Origin of the sequence: Streptomyces sp. NRRL F-5126 (assembly GCF_000721265.1) — a bacterium.
Taxonomy (GTDB): domain Bacteria; phylum Actinomycetota; class Actinomycetes; order Streptomycetales; family Streptomycetaceae; genus Streptomyces.
Window position 1 is genome coordinate 1 of record NZ_JOFZ01000016.1, and the last position, 19,960, is coordinate 19,960.

Sequence of the window (19,960 nt, forward strand, 5' to 3'; positions counted from 1 at the left end):
CTGAATGATCACGGATCCCGTGTCCGCTCTGTCATCCGCCCCGACCTGCGGCATCTTCACGTCAGTTGGGCGATCCCGGGAACTCGCGCAAGCCCTGGGCCATCCGGGCGCGGGTCGCAGCCCCAGCAGTCGGCGAGGGCCGCGACGAGGAGCAGGCCGCGTCCGCCAGTACGGGCGGGGCAGACGGCGGCAGCATCGGCGGCGGGCGCGGGAAGCCTGTCGCCTCGCGTGTCGGTGACCTCCAGGCGGATGGTGAGGGGCGAGGCGGTGGGCGCGGAGAGTGCGAGGAGCCGGACGCGGAAGTCGCGGCCGGGAACGCGGCCATGGGTGATCGCGTTGGCGCCGAGTTCGGCGACGAGCAGGCTCAGCGTGTCGTGCGCCTCGCTGCCGTACGGCACGCCCCAGGAGTCGAGCCGCTCCCCGCAGAGCCGGCGGGCCAGGCGCGCGCCTCGGGGCGTCGAGCTGAAGCAGAGGGAAAAGCAGGAGTGGGGGCGGGCGGAGGCCGCCGGGGTCGCCGGTGAGGGTTGTTCTGTGAGATCCATGCACACAGCGTGGTGAGTTATGTCATACCGTGACCAGTGGTGACGCGCTGACGCGATGTGGAGTACTCGCGGGCGCACGCCGTGTACGGGACGGTACGGCCGGGTGGGCGGGAAGCGAGGTGTGCGGTGCTGGACGAGAGTGAGAGCGAGAGCGGAGTCGACACCGAGGTGCCGGGACAACGGCGCAGCGAGGAGGAGTCGGCCAGGGGCCTTATCGGCGCGTTTGGACGCCAGTTAAAGCTGCTGCGGACGCGGGCGGGCATGGAGCGGGCCGAACTCGGCAGGCGAGTTGGGTACTCCGCGGACACCATCGCCTCGTACGAGCAGGGACGGCGCGTCCCGCAGCCACGGTTCATCCAGCAGGCAGACGAGGTGCTGGATGCGGGTGGTCTACTGACGGCTATGAAGGGGGAGGTCGGTCGGGCTCAGTACCCGGCGTTTTTCCGAGACATGGCTCGGTTGGAGGCCAGCGCAGTCGGCCTGTGCGTATATGCCACTCATGCCGCGCCTGGCCTGTTGCAGACAGAGGACTACGCCCGGGCCGTCTTCCAGATGCAGCGCCCGCTACTGGATGACGCTGTCATCGAACAGCGTCTGACTGCTCGGATGATGCGCCAGGACATCTTCACGCGACGCCCGGCGCCGCTGCTGAGCTTCATCATCGAAGAAGTTGTGCTGCGCAAACCGATTGGCGGACGGACAGCGCTTTGTGGACAGTTGGAACAGATCCTGCTTGTCGGACAGAACCGCAATGTGGAGATTCAGGTGATGCCGACGGACCGAGAGGACCACGCGGCACTGGGCGGCCCGTTCAACCTGATCGACGATGCCGACGGGCAACGTCTCGCCTACACCGAGGTCCAGGACGACAGTCGCATGTACACCAGCGCCGGGAAGATCCGTGAGCTCGAGGCTCGATATGGCATCCTGCGATCACAGGCGCTCACTCCCTGTGAGTCGCTGGCCTTCATTGAGGAACTGCTGGGAGCGGAATGACAGTTCAATGCAGTGAGTTGACCGTGCCGGAGTCAGCCTGGTTCAAGAGTAGTTACAGCAGCGGCGGGGGCGGCGAGTGTGTTGAGGTTGCCGCAACTCCCGAAGTTGCTCTCGTTCGGGACTCGAAGCGGCCCACTGGTGGCACGCTGGCAGTCGGAGCCGAAGCCTGGGGTGTGTTCGTCAAGCGAGCCGCCCGCGGCTGACGCCGAACCAAGTTGGGGCCCCGGCTGGCGCCGGGGCCCCAACTTTTAGAACTCCTCCAAGCCCTCCTCCCGGCGGATCATCCGCCAGGCCGCGCGGCGCGCGCTGCGGTCGAGGTTGGACTTGAAGTCGCGGTCCGCTCCGAAGTACCGCTTGCCGAGCGTGTCGATCGTGGAGACATGGTCCATCATGTTCTCCTCGAACTTCTTGTCGAAGACGACGCCGAAGTTCTCCTCGTCGTTGACGAGGGCGGCGGCCCGGACCTTCGGGTCCTTCTTCGTCGCGTTGAACGCCGGGAGCACGTCCTCTTCGGTGAACTCCGTGCCGAACTTCGCGTTGAACCTCTCGATCAGCTCGGACAGCAGTGACTTCTCCGCGTCCTTGCCGCCGCCGGCCCCGTCGCCGAACCCCTTGAGCTCGGCAGCGCCCTCGGGAAGCAGGGACTTGTCGTGCTCGCCCGTCTTCTCGACGCGCAGGTGGCTGAGGTCGACCTCCCCTATGTCGACGCCGCCGTCCGCCAGGCGTGGCAGGCGGTTGAGCAGGTAGCGCCCGTACAGGTACAGCCGCTCCAGGTCGGGGTCCTGGTAGGGCACGATCTGCGCGAGGAAGCCGTACTTGCGGACGTAGTCGTTGAGGTTGGCCCGGAACTCCTCTGCCACCTCGGCGTCCTCCTCGTCGTCGCTCTCCAGGAGAGCGGTGAAGCGGGTAACGGCGGGGGAGAGGAGCCGGTACAGCTCGGCGTGCAGCTTCTCCCACTTGGCCTGCGAGCCTTCGGCCTTCTCCTGCGCCTCGAAGTACGCGGAGACGAACTCGTCCATGTCCTGTTCCGAGACGATCGGCGCGGACATGACCCGGCTCTGGGCCGTGTAGAGGAGGTTCGGGTCGGAGGGGAGGGTATGCGCCTCCTCGAAGTACGGGCGGAAGGCGTCCTGTATGTCCTCGGCGTCGTTGACGAAGTCCAGGACGGCCAGGTCGGCCTGCGACTTGCGGTCGGCGGTGCGATTGAGGCGCGAGAGCGTTTGCACGGCGGCGATGCCGGTCAGCGTCTTGTTGACGTACATCGTCGTGAGGAGCGGCTGGTCGAAGCCGGTCTGGTACTTCTCGGCGACGACGAGGATCCGGTACTCCTGCTGGCCCTTGCCACCAGCCTTGGCGGCCTTGTCGTCGGCGCGGGTGTACGCGAACGCCTTGGGAAGCCCGCTCTCCGACAGACCACCGTTCTCCTTGCTCTCGGTGGTCTCCTCACCGTCGATGGTGAGGGAGCCGGAGAACGCGACGAGAACGCCGAGGTCCGGGTACTTGCTGTCGTACTCGCGGTCGGCGATGTAGCTGCGGATGGCGCGGGCCATCTGCACAGCGGAGTGGCGCGACGCCGTGACCACCATGGCCTTTGCTCGTCCGCCGAGACGGCCGCGGGTGTGGGCGACGAAGTGCTCGACGATCACTTGGGCGTGCTGCGACACCGTGTGCTCGTGCATGAGCGCGAACCGGGCGAGCAGGCTGTTCGCCTTGGAGGGGTCGACCTCCTTCTCGTCGTGGTTGAGGTTCGCGAGCTTCCAGTAGGTGTTGTAGGTGACGTAGTTGCGCAGGGGGTCAAGGATGAAGCCTTCCTCGATGGCCTGGCGCATGGAGTACGTGTGGAAGGGGCGGTAGACGGTCTTGCCGTTCTCCACACCTTCCGTGCCGAATAGTTCGAGCGTCTTGGCCTTGGGGGTGGCGGTGAAGGCGAAGTAGGAGAGGTTGGCGGCCTGGGAGCGCTCGACCGCCTTCGCCTTCAGCTTGTCGTCCACGGTGACCGTGGTCGCGCCCTCGTCGTCCGAGTCGGAGTCCAGACCGAGGTCGCGCAGGGCCGACTTCACGGCGGTGGCGGCGTCGCCGGACTGGGACGAGTGTGCCTCGTCGACGATGATCGCGAACCGGGTGCCCTTGATCTCGGTCGGGTTGCGCTTGATGTAGTCGAGCAGGGCCGGGAACGAGTGCAGGGTGACCGTGACGATCTTCCCGGTGTCCCGGGAGAGCGCGCGGGCGAGCTGCTCGCTCTTCGCGCCGTGCTTCTCGTCGACCTTCACGACCAGGCCGTCCGTCTGCGAGAAGCTGCCGACGGTCGCCGAGAGCTGGGCGTCCAGGACGCGGCGGTCGGTGATGACGATGACCTTGTCGAAGACGGGCTCGCCGGGCTTGATACGGCCGTCGGCGAGGGCGTCGGGCCGCAGGACGGCGGGATCGTTGCGGGCGTGCAGGTCGCTGAGGCGGTGGGCGAGCCAGCCGATGGTGTTGGACTTGCCCGAGCCGGCGGAGGCCATGACGAGGTAGTTCTGACCGGCGCCGTGGACGGACGCGTGCGCGGTGAGCTTGCGGACTACATCCCACTGGTGGAAGCGGGGGAAGATCGTCGACTTTGTCGTGCCGCCGCCGGGCGTCTTGTGTTTCTGCTGGTGCACAAAGCGCTGGAGGAGGTCGAGCCAGTTGTCTCGCTGCCAGACCTGCTCCCACAGGTAGGACGTGGAGTAGGTGCCGTGGGCGGTGGGGGTGGGGTTACCGGCGCCGCCGGGCTGGCCGGGGCCATTGGACCCGCTGTTGAAGGGGAGGAAGTGGGTGCTCTTGCCGCGGAGTTGGGTGGTGATGAAGACGAGGTCGGGGTCGACGGCGAAGTTGGCGATGACGCGACGCGTGAAGATCAGCTCGGTGGGGTCGCGGTCGGTCCGGTACTGCTCCTTGGCGTGCTCGACACCCTGGCCGGTGAGGGGGTTCTTCAACTCGGCGGTGGCGACGGGGATGCCGTTGAGGAACAAGGTCAGGTCGAGGCGGTGGCCCCAGTCGGCCTGCTTGGTCGCGTACGGGAGTTCGCGGACGACGGTGAGGCGATTCGCCCGATAGCCGTCGAGGACAGAGTCGGCGGAGATGAGGTTGGGCTTGAAATAGGCGACGCGGAGGCGGACCCCGCGATCCTTGACGCCGTTGCGGAGGACGTGGAGCAGCCCGTCGTCGGCAATGGCCCGGTCGAGGCGCTGTGCGAAGCCGCGCTGGGCTTCGTTCGGGTTGCCGCCGTAGACGGTGAGGAGCTCGTTCCACTCGTCGGGCTGGGTGGCGCCGATGAAGGTGAAGAGTTCGTTGGTGTCCAGGCCGAGGTCAGGACGGTAGTCCGCCGGGTTCGCCTCGCGCCAGCCACGGTTGCAGAGGGCAGCGACTATGGCCGAGCCGAAGGAGGACTCGTCGTGCACGGGACTCATGCGGTGACTCCTTCGGTTACGTTGCGTCCGCTGGCGGTTGTGACGTCGAACTGGCCGGTTACGGCGGCGGTGATGAGGGCTTGGCGGCGTTCTGCCAAGAGTGCTTTTTGCTTGATCAGTTGCCGTTCCAAGAGTTCGACCCGGGTAACACATGCGCTCAGTCGATTAAGTCGTCCGGCAGCTTCATTCGGATGGGGCAACGGAATCGGAACGCCGCGCAGTCTGTCCGCCTTGATGCCCAAGGCCGTGGAGCCAGTAGCCCGGCGTTCCAGTTCAGATTGCCCTTGAGGCGATCGCAGATACCAGTAGAGCCACTCGGGTGAGCAGACATCTTGGTTGGCCCGGAGCACGATGATGCGTTGCGCAAGTGCAATCGACGTATCGTTCACCATGGCAACCTGCCCGAGCGGGGCCTCCGTGGTGAGGAGTACGTCTTTCCCCTCGAGTAGGCCTCGGCGCATCCAGTCCGTATAGGAATCTGTGGCAATATATTCACGGCTTATTTTAAGATCAATTAGGCCGTTCCTGATGTTCTTCGCTGTGACAAGGGGAGTTCCGGAAGCTGTCTTCGTTGGTGTGGCGCCGCGGTAGTCGATCCACTGCCGGACCGCTCTTCGTAGCGGGATAAGGAGCGCGTCTTCAGGCCTCTCGAACGTGAAACATTCTGCAGTCAAAGAAAACTTGCGTTCTTCGAGCAGACCCGTCAGTCGATGGGAGCGATTTTCGATCAGTCTGAGCTGGGCGGTCTCGGCGTCGAGGAAGTTGGCGATGCGGCGTTGCTCGTCTATGGGTGGCAGGTCGATGGGCACCGCCCGCGCCCGCTCGGCGCTGATGTGGTAGATGTTCGCACCCGTTGCGATGGAGGCGAAGAGACCACTTCCGAACGCCGACCGAGCCCACCACTCGAGAAAACGCCCGTCAGTAATGCCGGAGCGGGGGCGCATCCTTAGAAGGGTGTTCTGAAAACACACGGCTCCGTCACTTTCTCCCCGCCAGACAGCCGATGCACCCACGGATCGCAGACTTCCGCTGCCTTCAGTGACAAGAACATCGCCAGCACGAAGTGAGAAGATTTGTTGCTCGGCTGGGGTGAAGTTCATTTGCTTGACGTCCGTCAGGTCGAGCGCCCCATCTTGGACGTTGGCGGCTCGCAGGTAGTGAACCATATGCAAACCTGAGTCGTGCTGGGGTGAACGCTGGCGTCCGAGAACTACTTCGGCGGCAGCGCGTAGAGTCGTCCGCCTCATTCGGTGACCTCCCTCAGCAGTCCCTGAATCTCGGCCTCCAGCGCCTTCAAGTCCGCGTCGATCTCCGCCAGTGGCCGCGGCGGCTCGTACACGTAGAAGTGCCGCGTGAACGGGATCTCGTACCCGATCTTCGTCTTGCTGTGGTCGATCCACGCATCCGGCACGTGCGGGTGGACCTCCCGGGTGAGGTACTCCTCGACGTCCTCGCCCAGCGGAACGTTCTCGTAGTCCCGGAGCTCCGGGTCCGGCTCGGGCTGGCCCTTCACGAGTTGCACTTCGCCCTCCGGGTTCCGTACGCCGATCGCGTCACGCAGCGCCTTGTTGAACGGCGCCCCCGTGGGCCACGTCGAGCCGGCCGCGACGACCGCGTCCTTGAGGGCGAGCCACGCCTCCTGCTTTGTAGCCCAGCTCGTGACGTCCATCGACTCGAAGGCGTCGAACATGACGATGGATTGCTTCTGGGGAAGCTTCTGGATGACCTTCGACGCCTCCAGCGCCGCCAGCGTCTCATCCGTCACCTCAAACCGCAGCTTCAGTGGCCGCTCCACCGTGATCCGCTGATACCCGAAGTCCTCGTTCCGGAAGACCTTCACCTTGCCGTGCAGCGGATGCTCCGCATCCCCCGCCGCCTCCAGCGCCTCGCCGTACAGCTTGACCACCGCCGCGATGTGGTCCTTGCCCAGCTCCTTGCGCTTGTCGCCCAGAGACTTGCGCATCTTCTGCCACTGGTCCCGTGCATCCAGCAGCACGACCTTGCCCTTATGGTCCGGGCTCTTCCTGTTCGTCAAAATCCAGAAGAACGTCGAGATGCCGGTGTTGTAGAAGAGCTGATCCGGAAGAGCGACGATGCCCTCAAGCCAGTCGTTCTCCAGGATCCAGCGGCGGATCTCAGATTCGCCCGAGCCCGCCGCGCCCGTGAACAGGGGCGAGCCGTTGAAGACGATCGCGATACGCGAGCCGCCGCCACCCTCCACGTCCACCGGCTTCATCTTCGAGATCATGTGCTGCAGGAACAGCAGTGAGCCGTCGTTGATGCGCGGCAGTCCTGCGCCGAAGCGTCCCGCGTCGCCGAGCTGCTCGTGCTCGGCCGTGACCTCGTCCTTGACCTTCTTCCACTCCACGCCGAACGGCGGATTCGCCAGCATGTAGTCGAAGGACTTGCGCTGGTGGCCGTCGTCGGAGAACGAGTTGCCGAAGCGGATGTTTTCCGGGTCCTGGCCCTTGATCATCAGGTCGGACCGGCAGATCGCCCACGACTCCGGGTTGAGCTCCTGCCCGAACACCTCAACCGTCGCGTCCGGGTTCAGCTCCGTGATCAGGTCGTCCATCGCGGAGAGCATGCCGCCCGTGCCGCACGCAGGGTCGAGGACCGTGCGGACCGCGCCCGGGAGCTGGAGCGCGTCGCCGTCCGGGGCGACCAGCAGCCGCACCATGAGCTGGATGACCTCGCGCGGCGTGAAGTGCTCACCGGCCGTCTCGTTGGACTGCTCGGAGAAGCGGCGGATCAACTCCTCGAAGATGTAGCCCATGTTGTGGTTGGGCACGACCTCGGGGCGTAGATCCAGGTCGGTGAACTTGCCGATGACCTGGTAGAGCAGTCCAGCGCTGTCCAGCCGCTTGATCTGCTGCGCGAACTCGAAGCGGTCCAGCACCCCACGGGCATTGTCCGAGAACGCCCCGACATACACCGTGAGGTTCTTCGCCGCGCTCTGCGGGTCCGCCGCGATCTTCTTCAGCGTCAGGTTGGACGTGTTGTAGAAGGAGTGGCCCGAGGCCCGGCGCAGGAATCGGTCCGCGTCGATGTCGCAGTCCTTGTACTGCTCGGTGATCTGCGTGACCTTCTCGCGGGTCGGCTCCAGCACGCACTCCAGCCGCCGCAGCACTGTGAACGGCAGGATGACCTTGCCGTAGTCCGACTGCTTGTAGTCCCCCCGCAGGAGATCGGCGACCGACCACGCGTGGTTCGCCAACTCCGTGTGCTTGCTGCTGTTCAAGGCCTCTTCCGCTTCCCTTCCGGGGCCGCCAGTACGGATGATGGTGCGGCGCGGACAGACCGGCATGTCTTCGTCCGTCCGCCGCCCGCTTCAAGAATGGGGTACTTCTCAAGCCTCTGTGGGCTCTGGTACCAATTGTCCGCCCGTGAGCCCCCCGCTCGCGAGCCGTGTCGTCTCCTCCGCCAAGTCTCCTATGCGCCGGGCCTGTTCGCGTAGTGCTTCCACGTGCCGGAAGGCCTCGCCGTACCGTCGCTGCTCGGCGAGCGGCAGCAGCGGCACGCGCAGCCGTCCCGGGCTGAGGTGGAGTGTCGAGCTGCCGGTCGAGGCGCCTGCCAGGTTGGCCTCGGAGCTGAGGAAGCCGAGGAGGAACCAGGGGTCGAGCCGCGCCGGGTCCGGCCGGAACAGGTGGACGCCCGTGCCGAGAAGGACACCGGCCTCCGCCTCGCCCGCGACTCGGGCCACCGGGCCCGTGCCGCCGACCAGGTTGCGGACCAGGACGTCGCCCACCGCGATCTCCGGCAGCCGCTCGGCCTGCGCGTCCCGCTCGCCCTTCGCTCCATGTGCCCCCTGCGCCTGGCCCCCCGGGGCACGCCCCGTCGGCCCCGTCCCCCGGGCGATGTCGCCGCCCGTCAGGGCCGGCGGGCGTTCCCCGCTCCCGCCGGCTGCGCCCGTATCCGCGCCCTTCGTCTCGGCGACCGTCGTCCGCGACGAGCCCGGGGCCGAGCCCGGCGCCGCACGCAGGACCTTCAGCGCCCCGCCCCGTGCCAGGTCCGAGACGGTGGCCGTGCGCCAGGCGCGGGCCGAAGTCCCCGCGGCCTTCCACATCCCCGTGGAGGCCAGCTCGCCCACCGTCCGCACCGCCGCCGCAAGCCCCTCGCGGGCCGCCACCGCCTCCCGGGCCAGGTCCTGCGGCGCGATATCCGCCTGGGAGCCCCGCACCTGCCGCGCGGGTGTCACGTCGACCACCTCACCGAGCAGGTCGACCACGCTCGCCGCACGCGCCACACCGGCCTGCGGCTCGAACCCATCAGGGTCCTCGGCGTACGCCGTCCACGCGGAGACGATCTGCCGGCTCACCCGCGCCCAGTCCACCGCCGCCCCGGCACGGCTCCCGCCGCGCGCCGGGGCCGTGGACTCGCCCGCGGTGTCGACGAAGAGGACCGACTGGTGTGCCGGCCGGTCGGGCTCCGGCCGCTGCAGCACCCACACCTGCAGGCCGATGTGGAGCGGGATCGCCGCACCCGGCGGCAGGGCCGCCACCGCCCGCAGCGCGCCGGTGCGGATCAGCTCGGAGCGTACGCGGCGCCCGGACGAGCGGGACGCCGTGGCCGGCGGGAGGAGCAGCACGGCGTGGCCGCCCGGTGCGAGGTGGGCCAGCGCGTGCTGGACCCAGGCCAGTTCGGACTCGGCGCGCGGCGGGAACCCGTACGCCCAGCGCGGGTCGTAGGCCAGCTCGTCGTGGCCCCAGTCCCGGTCCCCGTAGGGCGGGTTGGACAGTACGGCGTCGACGGTGAGGTCGGGGAATGCGTCGGCGCGCAGGCTGTCGCCCGTGCGCACGGTGACGTCCGTACCCTCCCCGGCTGTCAGCGTCAGCCCGACCGCTGACCGCCGTGCCTGTACGGGAAGGCTGTCCTGCCCGTACAGCTCGCGCGCGCCCCGCGCGGCGGCGGCCGACAGCAAGGTGCCGCTGCCGCAGGCGGGATCGAGAACCCGAAGCGGAGAGCCTGGGATCAGGCGGGCCAGCAGGTCGGCCAGTGGGGCCGGGGTCCGGTAGGCGCCGCTGGCGGCGCTGTCCTCCAACTCCCGCTCCGCCAGCACGCCCAGCGCCGTCTGCGCGCCCTCGTCGCGGACACAGAGCAGTAGCGCGCGCAGGACGGTGGTGTCGGCGGCGGTGAAGCGGACCGGTTCCGTGTCCGGCACCACGTCCGCGACCTCGGCAGACGCGTCGTTCGCCCGCTTCACCAGATCGGCGTCGGGCAACGTGTGCAGACCGGTGAGGTCGTCGGCGGGGCGGCGGGCCGCGGCCAGGACCATCAGGAGCAGGTCGGACGCCCCGGCGCCGGCACGTTCGCGCAGGCGCAGGGTGGTGCGCAGCTCCGCGCTTGGCGTGGCAGCCGTGTGCTGTCCGCGTGAGGCGAGCCAGGCACGGACCTCTTCCAGGTCGTACAGCGGACTGCTGTCCGTGCCGCCCGAGGGCGCGGGGAAGTCGTCGTGCCGGCGGCGCCAGTTGCTGACGGTGGCGCGCGTGACGCCCGCGATGCGGGAGATCTCGGCGGCGGTCACCTGGGCGGGCGGTGTGGGGGGTTGCGGCATGGATCAGGTCCTGGCTCGGTGGTCGACGTGGTCACACTCTACAGCGTGATTCAACATCAAAATAGTGATGGACGATGCTTTCACGTCATGTTCGTGCGGCGCATCGTCCGCGGGCGACGCCCGCCGGGGTCAGTTCATGCGTTCGGTGACGCCCTCGCCCGCGAAGTCCTCGAAATCCATGTTGCCGAGGCCCAGGTTCACGCTGAGCTCGACGGCCGCGTCGGGCGCGATGCGGAACGACATGATCGGCTCGTCGGCGTCTTCGGGGCCCGCGGCCCCGTACTCCGCGGCCTCGTCGTACGTCTCGGTCCGCACGGCGAGCAGCGGGTGCCGCGCCTCCCGCATGGTCGGGCCGTCGGCCACGAAGATCACGCCCGGGATGTCGAGCGGCGCGGGCGCGGCCGCGCGGAGGTCTTGCAGCAGTGTCTCGACCGGGGCGCCCTCGTACCCGCGGTCCTCGATGATCCATGGCTCGACCTCGTCGTCCTCCTCGATCGGCTCGCGCAGGCCCGTGATCACTCGGGCCCAGGCGCCGTCGTCGCCGAAGTCGGTGCGGACGACGAACGGGTACATGCCGTCGTGGCCGTGGACCACCATGCCCGCCCCGGCAGTGCCGGAAAGGGCGGTACGGCGTCCGGGCGGCGCCGTGCGCGTCCCCCGGTACACGACCGGGGGACCACCGGCGTGCCCCCGGTGGCCGACGAAGCGGGCGCCCGCGGCGGCCAGGAAGCGGACGGACGAGAGTTGGAGGTGCGGTGAGCCGCTGCTGCGGGTGATGTCGAGCCGGTAGTGGTCGTACGCCCCTGGCGCGGCGATCCGGAACTCCTTCGACTGGTGCCGCTCGGTGAACGACACGCCGGATCGGGAGTCGAGGACACTCCAGGAGCCGCCGTCCGCCGAGCCGTTCAGGGTCCACGCCGAGGGGTCGCGGTCGGCGGCGTCGTTCGCGGAGGTGAGGAGGTAGCGCTCCACGGCGACCGGCTCGGTGAGACGGAAATCGATCGTGACGCGGTCGTGAGGCGCGAACCACTTGCTCCTCGACGGGTCGATCAGGTTCCCCGCGACCTCGCCCGCGCGCACGTGCTGGGCAGTGGCCAGAACCTCACCGACCAGATGCGTGACGTCGGGTGTACCGGACGCGGTGGCGGAACACAGCGCGAGGGAGCGCGAGTCGCCCGAGGCGTCCGACCACTCGGCGGAGCACAGCGGCGCCGTGCCCCCGTCGTCGATCCACAGGTGCAGCGTGCCCTGCCCGCCCTCCTCGACATCGAAGGCGTACGCGCGGGGCCCGGCGGCGTCCCCGTAGGCAGAGCAGGGTCCACTGTCCGCGAGTTCGCCCCGCAGTTCCGTCACACCGCCGTCAGCCGCCCGGCGGTGCCCGACGCACTGCGCCATCCCGGGGGCGAAGGCCATGGCGTAGCGCGTGCCGTCCGCCGTGGCCCAGGACAGCCGCGCAAGGGGCCGGGCACCGGCTTCGCCCACGTGCACCGTCAGTGGCGGGGCAGGTGCCCACTCGCCGTGGCCGGGCGCCGAGCGCCGCAACTCGAATCTGAACACGTCGCTCTCGTCCGGCAGTGGTGGCACGGCTCCTCCTCGGTGGCCGGAGCGCCGGGCGCACACGCTCCGGCGGCAGGCGGGGTGGCGGGATGGGTGGCCCTGCCCGGGTCCACGCTACTCAGAGTCCCAACGCCGTGGGCCGCGGCCTCTGTCGAGGCCGGTGCGCAGGCATCCGCCGGTGCCATGTGCGGTTGCGTGGGGACATGCGGGCCGACCGCCGCGGGCGGCGGGGGCCGGGGGAAGGCAAGTGGAGCGAGCGAGGTTCCTGGGGACGCGTGCGGTGCAGACTTATTGACGGTGTGTACCTGCGGTGATTCACTCCGGTACTGAGAGCGCTCTCTCGCTGCTGCGAACCAGCCGCGACCCGTTCAGTTCACCACCTCCAGGGAGAGCCGTGTCCGTGAACTCCTCTCGTCGTGCCATGCTCCGCGGGGCGGCGGTCGCCGCCGTTGCCGTGCCGCTGGCCGGTGCCACCGCCGGATCCGCCTTCGCGTCGTCCCCCGTCTCCGCCGGCCGCTCGCGCGGCCACGGCGGCGGCGGGGCCGGTTGCCATGGGCGGACCGACCTGGGGCAGAACGTCCTGGTCTTCGACCCGTCGATGGGCGACGCGGCGATCCAGAAGCAGATCGACGCCGTGTTCGCCGTCCAGGCGTCCAACCAGTTCGGCACCGAGCGGTACGCCCTGGCGTTCAAGCCGGGCACGTACAACGTCGAGGTCAACGTCGGCTTCTACACCCACGTGCTCGGGCTCGGCGACAGCCCCGAGGACGTCGTGATCAACGGCCATGTGACCGTCGACGCCCAGTGGTTCGACGGCAACGGCACCCAGGACTTCTGGCGGGCCGCCGAGAACCTGACCATCGTGCCGCCCGACGGGCTCGACCGCTGGGCCGTCGCCCAGGCCGGGCCGCTGCGGCGCGTGCACGTCAAGGGCGACATGATCCTCATGCCGAGCCCGCCCGGCAACGGCTGGTCCAGCGGCGGCTTCCTCGCCGACAGCGTGGTGGACGGCCAGATCGACTCCGGCTCCCAGCAGCAGTGGCTGTCGCGCAACGACACCATCGGCAGCTGGAAGGGCTCCAACTGGAACATGGTCTTCGTCGGCGTCCAGGGCGCGCCCGCCACGTCCTTCCCGACCCCTCCCTACACGAGCGTGGACCGTACCCCGGTGGTCCGCGAGAAGCCGTTCCTGACCATGGACCGCCATGGCGGCTACCACGTGTTCGTGCCCGCGCTGCGGCGCGAGACGACCGGGACCTCCTGGCATCGCAGACGGGCCGCGGGCCGCAGCGTCCCGCTGACCGAGTTCCACGTCGCGCACCCGGGTGACTCCGCCGAGAGCATCAACCGCGCGCTCGCCTGGGGCAAGCACCTGCTGATCACCCCGGGCATCTACCCGCTCTCCGCGCCGCTGCGGGTCTCGCGGCCCGGCACCGTCGTCCTCGGCCTCGGGCTCGCGACCCTCCAGGCCACCCACGGCAACTCGCTCATCGAGGTCGCCGACGTCGACGACGTGTCCGTGGCAGGCGTGATCCTCGAACCCGCCACGCCCCACTCGCCCGTCCTGCTGCGCGTCGGCCGCGGCCGCAGCCGCAGGAGCCACGCGCACCGGCCCACCGCGCTCTTCGACGTCTTCCCGCGCATCGGCGGCGCCGTCGCCGGCGGGACGGACGTCTCCCTCCAGATCGACAGCAACGACGTGATCGTCGACCACGTCTGGGTCTGGCGCGCCGACCACGGGCTCGACGGCACGGTCGGCTGGTCGGTCAACCCCGCGGGCGTCGGCTTCCTCGTCGGCGGTGACCGTGTCACCACGTACGGCCTGTTCGTGGAGCACCACCAGAACTACGAGGTGCTCTGGAACGGCGACCACGGCCGCACCTACTTCTTCCAGAACGAGCACCCGTACGACGTGCCGACGCAGTCCGCGTGGAGGCACGGCAGTACGAACGGGTTCGCCGCCTACAAGGTCGGCGACCACGTCAGGGAGCACCACGCGTGGGGCCTGGGCAGCTACGCCTTCTTCAACCTCAACGCGAACATCTACACCGACCGCGCCTACGAGGTCCCCGACACCCCGGGCGTCGTGTTCACCTCGCTGATGACCGTCTGCCTCAACGACGCCGGCGGTGGCGGCATCCTGCACTGCATCAACAATGCCGGTGACCCCGTCGAGAACGGCTTCGGTACGTACAACATGAAGGCGTACTCGAACGGGGTCGCCACTGTCTGACGCGGGGCTGAGTACGCCCCGGCCCGGTGCGTGGTCGGCAGACCGTGCACCGGGCCGAGCAGCCGGTAAGGAGGGGGAACGCCGAGGCTCAGTCCTCCGTGAGCAGGCCCGAGCGGAGCGACTTGAGCGTGCGGCCCAGCAGGCGCGACACGTGCATCTGGGAGATGCCGAGCGCCTCGCCGATCTCGGACTGCGTCCACTCCCTGCCGAAGCGCATCTCGAGGATCGTACGGTCGCGGCCGTCCAGCTCGGCGAGCAGCGGCGCGAGGGAGGCGAGGTCCTCCACCAGCTCCATGCCCGGGTCGCAGGCACCGAAGGAGTCGGCGAGCGTGGCGGACTTGCGCGCCGAGCCCTCGCCGCTGTCGTACGGCATGTCCAGCGAGTCCGTGCTGTAGCCGTTGGCGGCGATCAGGCCGTCGACGACCTCTTCCTCGGGGCGCCCGAGCTCCGCCGCGAGCTCGGCCACCGTCGGCTCCCGGTCGAGGCTCAGGGAGAGGCGGTCCCTGGCCTTGGCCAGCTCGACGCGCATCTCCTGGAGGCGGCGCGGCACGTGCACGGCCCAGGTGCTGTCACGGAAGAACCGCTTGATCTCCCCGACGATGTACGGCACGGCGAACGTGGCGAACTCGTTCTCCCGGCTCAGATCGAACCGGTCGATGGCCTTGATCAGGCCGATCATCCCGACCTGGATCATGTCCTCGACCTGGTCGCGCCTGTTGAACCTGCGCGCGGCGAAGTGGACCAGGGACATGTTCATCTCGATGAGGGTGTTGCGTGCGTACGCGTATTCGTGGGAGCCCTCTTCGAGTTCCTGGAGCCGGTCGAAGAACAGCTTCGACATCGCACGTGCGTCGACGGGCGAGACTGCCTCAGGGTCCTCGATCCGGGGCAGCTCGCCGACACGTGCCGCGGGGCCGACGGTGGTGGAGACCATGAGCGTTCCCTTCAAGAACGGGGTGGGGCAGACCGTCTTCTGCCCCGGATCCCCATGACAATACTTTCCGCAGGGAAATCTTTTCGGGCCGCCCCGAACCAGGTGCGGGACACGGCTCTGCCGCCGCGCGCGGGGAGCGCTCGGCGGCAGAGGACGTGTCACGCGGTGCTGCTTGAGCCGATCAGCACCACGGGACGTGCGACAGGTTCTGGATGTAGCGCGCCGCGGAGTAGCCGCGGTGGTTCTCCAGCTTGTACCAGAGGTTGTTGCCGTCCACGTTCTGTCCGCGCTTCTTGCAGCGCAGTTCGACGATCGAACCGGGGCGCAGGCTGCCCAGGTAGCTGGAGTTCGTCGTGGCCCGCGCGCGGATCGACAGGGGCAGCCGCGCGACGACCCTGCCGCGCGGGTGCTGCCAGGCCGCGTTCTGTGCGGTCTGCGCATGGGTCGGGGTCGCCTGCCCGTCGGGGACGGGGGAGGCCGCGTTCGCGGGTGCGGCGGCCAGGGAGGCCGCGCCCGCGATCAGAATCCCGGCAAGGGCGGTGGCTGCCCGGCGCCCAACACGCGATGCGTGCATGGAGTCCTTCTTTCGCTGGAGTTGCTGTGCCCTTCTTTAATGGCACGGCGCGAGCCCGAAGAGACCGAAAGAAACAGCTTTATCACTCTTAAGGGCGTATAAAAGTGTGCGTAAAGTCGGATCTTGGTCTATTCCCTCACGCCTCGTGCGTACGCAGACATACCGGTCCGAAGAGGCCCGTACGCACCTGGCCCGCGGCGATCGCGCGCGTCGGCGACGCCTCTTCGAGGTAGCCGGCGAGCGTGCCGCGCACCACGACCTCCACGGTGTTGGCGCCGCGCCGCAGCGCGCCCGTCACCTCCACCGTCCAGGGCGCCCACACCCGCTCGCCGCACGGCACGCCGTTGACCGTGACCTCCGCCGTGCCGCGCACCTCGCCCAGGTCGAGCACCGCACGGCCCGCCGGGACCTCGGGCAGCGGCAGTTCCGCCCGGTAGCGCACGGCGCCGCCCAGCGCGCGCAGCCCGAGGTCCTCCCAACGCGCCAGCGGCGCCACGGCCTCCGCCACCTCGGCCGCCACCGCCGCGTCGAGCAGCGCGCCGCCGCGCCGGCCGTCGACCGCGGTCACACGCAGCACCACCTCGCACCCGGCGGCGGCCGGCTCCGGCAGCACCACACGGCCCGTGGCGTCCGGCACGAGCTCATGGCCGTCCACCAGGACAGCCGTCTGCAGGTCCGTCGGTACGCGCAGCGCCGTCGCGCCGAGCGGCGCCGTGAAGCGAAGCCACTCCTCACGCGGCGGGCCCGGTGCCGTGTCGGGCACCACGGGCTCCACCACAGCGCCCTGGGCCGCCGCCGGTTCGAGCCAGTGCGCGCCCGGCAGCGGGTGCGGCCTTGCCCAGGCGCAGACGAACCGCGGGTCGCGCCCCAGGTGCGTCGGGCGCGGCACGAGCGGCAGCCCGGCGCCGTCCGAGGCGGCCGTCCAGTGCGCACCGCTGCGCCAGCCGAGGCCGCCCTGCGCCACGGGGGCCGAGTCCAGGGCCCCGGCGGTCGGGGCGCCGTCCGCGTCCGTCAGGCGCAGCGTCAACTCGTTCTCGCCGGCGCGCAGGTGCGCGCCGATGTCGTACGGGTGGACCCTCACCTCCCGATGGCCCGGGTACGGGTTGAAGTCGCCCTGGCGCCCGACCTCCGCGCCGTTGACGAGCACGGCGCACGCCCCGTCGCTGCTGACCTGCACCGTCGTGTCCTGCGGCAGCTGTTCGAGCGTCGCGCGCAGCGTCAGGTCGTACGTCCTGCCCGGCACGCCGCCCGCGCCGGCCGACAGCCACTCGGGACGGCGGTACGCGTCGGGGTCGCGCACCACCGCGAAGGAGGCGCGCACCGGCCCGTCGGCGAGGGCCGTCAGGGTGAGGTCGAGCGCCACCGTCCGGCCGGCCGACGCCTCGGGCAGGGGGCTGAACGACTGGTAGCCGTCGCCCTCCACCGGCAGTTCCGCGCCGTCCACCCGCACCCGCCGTGCCGTGTTGGCGCCGACCGCGAGCCACCGGGATCCCGACCCGGCGGGCAGCGTGAGGTGCGTGCGCACCGACGCCGTGTCGCCCTCGGCGGCGTGGCGCAGGTCGATGAACTCCTCGGGCACGTAGCCCTTGGGCCCGAGCCGGTAGTCGTGGACCGGATCGTTGCGGATGCCGCGCGACAGCGACCACTCGCCGGGCTCGTACGCCCCCGTCCCCGCGCGCACCTCGGCGAACGGCCCGAACCCGGCCGTCACGGGGACCCAGGGGCCCTCCTCGTCCGCGCGGTGCTCCATGCGCCACACCTCGACCGGCAGCGTCCCGCGCCGGTCCGCGGCCGCCAGGTCGCCCCAGTCGTTGTCGAGCGTGGACAGCGCCAGCGCCCGCCACGGGCCCGTCACCTCCACCGCTCCCGTGACGGGACCCAGGGGGCGTCCGCTCGGCTCCGGCAGATCCCGGCCGAGGACGACGAGCGCCACGGCGCCGTCCTCGAACGGCACGTCGAAGCGCCAGCAGCCGTCCGCGCCCGGTGAGACCGCCAGCTCAGTCCGCGCGCCCGTGCCCGGGTCCCAGCGCTGGGCGCGCGGCGCCGCGTCGAGCCCCTCGACGGACACGGCCGCGGTGCGCCCCGTGGGCGGCACGTATGTGTAGCCGTCCTCGCGCAACTGGCGCCAGTACTCGGACCAGGAGAAGTTGTCCTGCGTCGTCCAGCCGCGCGCGTCGAGCGCGACGATCGGGGCGCGCGTGCCCGTGTCCTCGTCGTGCGCCACCAGCGCGAGCACGTGCGTGTCGCCGTCGCGCCGCAGCAGGTACGGGGCGTCGGCGGTGACCCGAACCGGGCCCCTGGCGACCGTGCCGGGCACCAGCTCGGGGTCCGCGACCACCGTGACGAGACCGTCAGCCAGCGCGGCCGCGAAGCCCCCGTCGGCGCCCGCGCCGTTCTCACCCTCGCCGCCGAGGAACAGCTCGGGTGCCCGGCCCACGCACACCACACGGCCGCCCGCACGCGCGAACTCCGCGAGCGTGCGGGCCGCCGCCGCGTGCAGCGCCCGGGCGCCGGGCACCACCACCGTCCGGTACGTCTCCGCGCCGACGGCCAGCGCCGCGCCCGCCGCGTCCGAGGCGAGGCGCGCGCCCGCGAGCGCCGTCTCGTCGAGGACGTCATGGTCGATCCCGGCGCTCTCCAGCACGCCGCGCCGCTCGGCGAACCAGGTGCCCACGCCGTTCAGCCGGTGGTACAGCTCGGCCGATTCGGTGGCGGCTGCGAGCGGCCCGTCGAGGGTGAGGTGGCCCTGCGCGGTCGTGGTGGGGGAGAGCAGCACCGTGTCGCACACGTGGTGGCCCGCCGTCAGCACCGAGCACAGGCGCGCCACCGCGCCCGCGAACACGTGGTAGACGGGCCAGTACGGCTGGCGCCAGCAGGTGGACGGCGGCGCCCACTCCCACCAGCCGCCCGGCGTCGCGTAGTAGACGGCGTGCGGGTCGTAGAGGTTGGCGCCGCGGCGCAGGAACGGCGACAGCCAGTCGTACGTCTCCTCGGGCGTGCCGCCCCACCCGGAGGAGTGGAACGCCTCGATCCAGGTGCGCGGTTCGCCGTTGGCGTGCGCCATCGAGCTGTGCACCTTGGCGTCGCCCCAGTGGTCGCTGCCCGGCGCGCCGTACCCCCGGTGCGTGGCGTGGTAGTCGCCGTACACCGTGACGCCGCCGACCGGGTCGCCCTCGCGCGCGGGCGACGGCTGGTCGAAGCCGCAGATCAGGCCGTGCCGCTCGAAGTAGGCGCGCTGCGGCCCGAAGAACGCGCGCCGGCCGAGCGCCGCCCGGTGCTCGTGGTAGTCGCGCCGCACCCGCACCGCGTCGTCGTCACCGCCCTCCCACAGCGCGGCGATCCGCTCCACCAGCTCGTAGCCGTAGCGGGCCGCGAAGGTGTCCGCGAAGTCCCGGCCCCACGTGGGCAGGGCGGGCAGCTCGTCCTGGAAGAACCCGCCGACGGAACGTCCGAACCACTTGCCGACGTGCCGTTCCAGCGTGCCGTGCACCTGGTCGAGGAGCGCGGCGCACGCCTCCACACCGAAGTAGTCGAAGCCGCTGATGCCGCTGTGCACGAGGGCCAGGCACGCGGGCTCGCCCTCCCAGTGCGCCTGACCGCCGGCGACCGGCACCGGCACGTGCCTCGCCTCGCCCCCCGCGTACGGCGTCGCGTACGCGGCCAGGGCGGTGTGGCCGGCCGGCGCGCGCACCACCGCGGGCCCCCCGTCGGTGTCCGCGGTGGTGCGGTACAGGGCGAGCCCCGCGAACTCGGGGCGGTCCGCCGTCAGCCGCCCTTGCAGGTTGGCGCCGGAGAACCCGATCTGGTCGTACATCCAGAGGGTGAAACCCAGCTCGTCGGCATCCGCGCAGGCGTCGTCGAGCAGGGACAGCCACTCGGGGCTCAGGTACGGCGGATCGTCCGCGAGGGACCCGAACATCGGCCCGGTCGGCGCCAGGCAGATCACGACCGCCTGGCGCACCCCCTGCGCGAGCATCTGCTCCATCTGCCAGCGCAGCCGCTCCCTCGTGACCGGCGCGCCGCTCCACCACCACAGCGGCAGCGGACCGTACTCGGGGGCGGGGTCGGTGAAGCGGGACAGCAGCCGCGATGCCGGGTCGGTCACGAGCGGGGGCCTTTCTGACGTGCGGGTCGTGCGT

At 70.1% G+C, this 19,960-nt stretch carries 12 protein-coding genes; 3 read left to right on the forward strand and 9 right to left on the reverse strand.

Annotated elements, in window-relative coordinates; all coding sequences use genetic code 11:
* Window positions 1-56: 56 nt before the first annotated feature.
* Window positions 57-542 (reverse strand): ATP-binding protein, encoded by a 486-nt coding sequence (locus tag IH48_RS0130610; protein WP_030911969.1) that lies wholly within the window; start codon window positions 540-542, stop codon window positions 57-59.
* A 129-nt stretch (window positions 543-671) separates the two neighbouring features.
* Between IH48_RS0130610 and IH48_RS0130615 the strand changes: the two genes are divergently transcribed.
* Together IH48_RS0130615 and IH48_RS35410 are read left to right on the forward strand one after the other, a co-directional pair.
* Window positions 672-1,538, forward strand: coding sequence for a helix-turn-helix domain-containing protein (locus IH48_RS0130615; RefSeq protein WP_078850175.1), 867 nt, complete (start codon window positions 672-674; stop codon window positions 1,536-1,538).
* On the forward strand, window positions 1,535-1,741 hold the full coding sequence (locus tag IH48_RS35410) for a DUF397 domain-containing protein (RefSeq protein ID WP_078850155.1): 207 nt from the start codon (window positions 1,535-1,537) through the stop codon (window positions 1,739-1,741). The genes IH48_RS0130615 and IH48_RS35410 overlap by 4 nt, the downstream gene beginning before the upstream one ends.
* 45 nt (window positions 1,742-1,786) lie before the next feature.
* Here IH48_RS35410 and IH48_RS0130620 read toward each other — a convergent pair whose 3' ends face one another.
* The 5 genes from IH48_RS0130620 to IH48_RS34600 form a co-directional block, all read right to left on the reverse strand.
* On the reverse strand, window positions 1,787-4,969 hold the full coding sequence (locus tag IH48_RS0130620; protein ID WP_030911975.1) for a type I restriction endonuclease subunit R: 3,183 nt from the start codon (window positions 4,967-4,969) through the stop codon (window positions 1,787-1,789).
* Window positions 4,966-6,135, reverse strand: a complete 1,170-nt coding sequence (locus tag IH48_RS35415) for a restriction endonuclease subunit S (protein WP_158710380.1) — start codon at window positions 6,133-6,135, stop codon at window positions 4,966-4,968. The genes IH48_RS0130620 and IH48_RS35415 overlap by 4 nt, the downstream gene beginning before the upstream one ends.
* 77 nt (window positions 6,136-6,212) lie before the next feature.
* A complete protein-coding gene (locus tag IH48_RS0130625; RefSeq protein ID WP_030911978.1) occupies window positions 6,213-8,210 on the reverse strand; it encodes a type I restriction-modification system subunit M in 1,998 nt (665 codons plus the stop codon).
* A 108-nt stretch (window positions 8,211-8,318) separates the two neighbouring features.
* Window positions 8,319-10,523 carry an N-6 DNA methylase gene (locus IH48_RS0130630; RefSeq protein ID WP_234434441.1) on the reverse strand — a complete coding sequence of 735 codons (2,205 nt, stop codon included), beginning with the start codon at window positions 10,521-10,523 and terminating at the stop codon, window positions 8,319-8,321.
* 129 nt (window positions 10,524-10,652) lie between these two features.
* The gene (locus IH48_RS34600; protein ID WP_051840903.1) at window positions 10,653-12,107 is read right to left on the reverse strand and encodes a DUF6924 domain-containing protein; all 1,455 of its coding nucleotides are present in this window, start codon (window positions 12,105-12,107) and stop codon (window positions 10,653-10,655) included.
* 394 nt (window positions 12,108-12,501) lie between these two features.
* On the opposite strand from IH48_RS34600, the gene IH48_RS0130640 reads away from it, so the two are divergent.
* Window positions 12,502-14,313, forward strand: coding sequence for a hypothetical protein (locus tag IH48_RS0130640; RefSeq protein WP_037843768.1), 1,812 nt, complete (start codon window positions 12,502-12,504; stop codon window positions 14,311-14,313).
* Window positions 14,314-14,401: 88 nt separating this feature from the next.
* Here the strand turns inward: IH48_RS0130640 and IH48_RS0130645 are convergent, their stop codons facing one another.
* The 3 genes from IH48_RS0130645 to IH48_RS36720 form a co-directional block, all read right to left on the reverse strand.
* The gene (locus IH48_RS0130645) at window positions 14,402-15,247 is read right to left on the reverse strand and encodes a SigB/SigF/SigG family RNA polymerase sigma factor (protein ID WP_030911990.1); all 846 of its coding nucleotides are present in this window, start codon (window positions 15,245-15,247) and stop codon (window positions 14,402-14,404) included.
* Between the two features lie 181 nt (window positions 15,248-15,428).
* On the reverse strand, window positions 15,429-15,821 hold the full coding sequence (locus IH48_RS0130650) for an SH3 domain-containing protein (protein WP_030911994.1): 393 nt from the start codon (window positions 15,819-15,821) through the stop codon (window positions 15,429-15,431).
* 136 nt (window positions 15,822-15,957) lie between these two features.
* Complete coding sequence (locus IH48_RS36720) at window positions 15,958-19,926, reverse strand: hypothetical protein (protein ID WP_078850157.1); 3,969 nt, start codon at window positions 19,924-19,926, stop codon at window positions 15,958-15,960.
* Window positions 19,927-19,960 lie beyond the last annotated feature (34 nt).

Excerpts from the sequence above, each read along its gene's own strand:
- IH48_RS0130610 (WP_030911969.1), bottom strand. The coding sequence starts at position 542 with ATGGATCTCACAGAACAACCCTCACCGGCGACCCCGGCGGCCTCCGCC.
- IH48_RS35410 (WP_078850155.1), top strand. The coding sequence starts at position 1,535 with ATGACAGTTCAATGCAGTGAGTTGACCGTGCCGGAGTCAGCCTGGTTC.
- IH48_RS0130620 (WP_030911975.1), bottom strand. The coding sequence starts at position 4,969 with ATGAGTCCCGTGCACGACGAGTCCTCCTTCGGCTCGGCCATAGTCGCT.
- IH48_RS35415 (WP_158710380.1), bottom strand. The coding sequence starts at position 6,135 with ATGGTTCACTACCTGCGAGCCGCCAACGTCCAAGATGGGGCGCTCGAC.
- IH48_RS0130630 (WP_234434441.1), bottom strand. The coding sequence starts at position 10,523 with ATGCCGCAACCCCCCACACCGCCCGCCCAGGTGACCGCCGCCGAGATC.
- IH48_RS0130640 (WP_037843768.1), top strand. The coding sequence starts at position 12,502 with ATGCTCCGCGGGGCGGCGGTCGCCGCCGTTGCCGTGCCGCTGGCCGGT.
- IH48_RS0130645 (WP_030911990.1), bottom strand. The coding sequence starts at position 15,247 with ATGGTCTCCACCACCGTCGGCCCCGCGGCACGTGTCGGCGAGCTGCCC.
- IH48_RS0130650 (WP_030911994.1), bottom strand. The coding sequence starts at position 15,821 with ATGCACGCATCGCGTGTTGGGCGCCGGGCAGCCACCGCCCTTGCCGGG.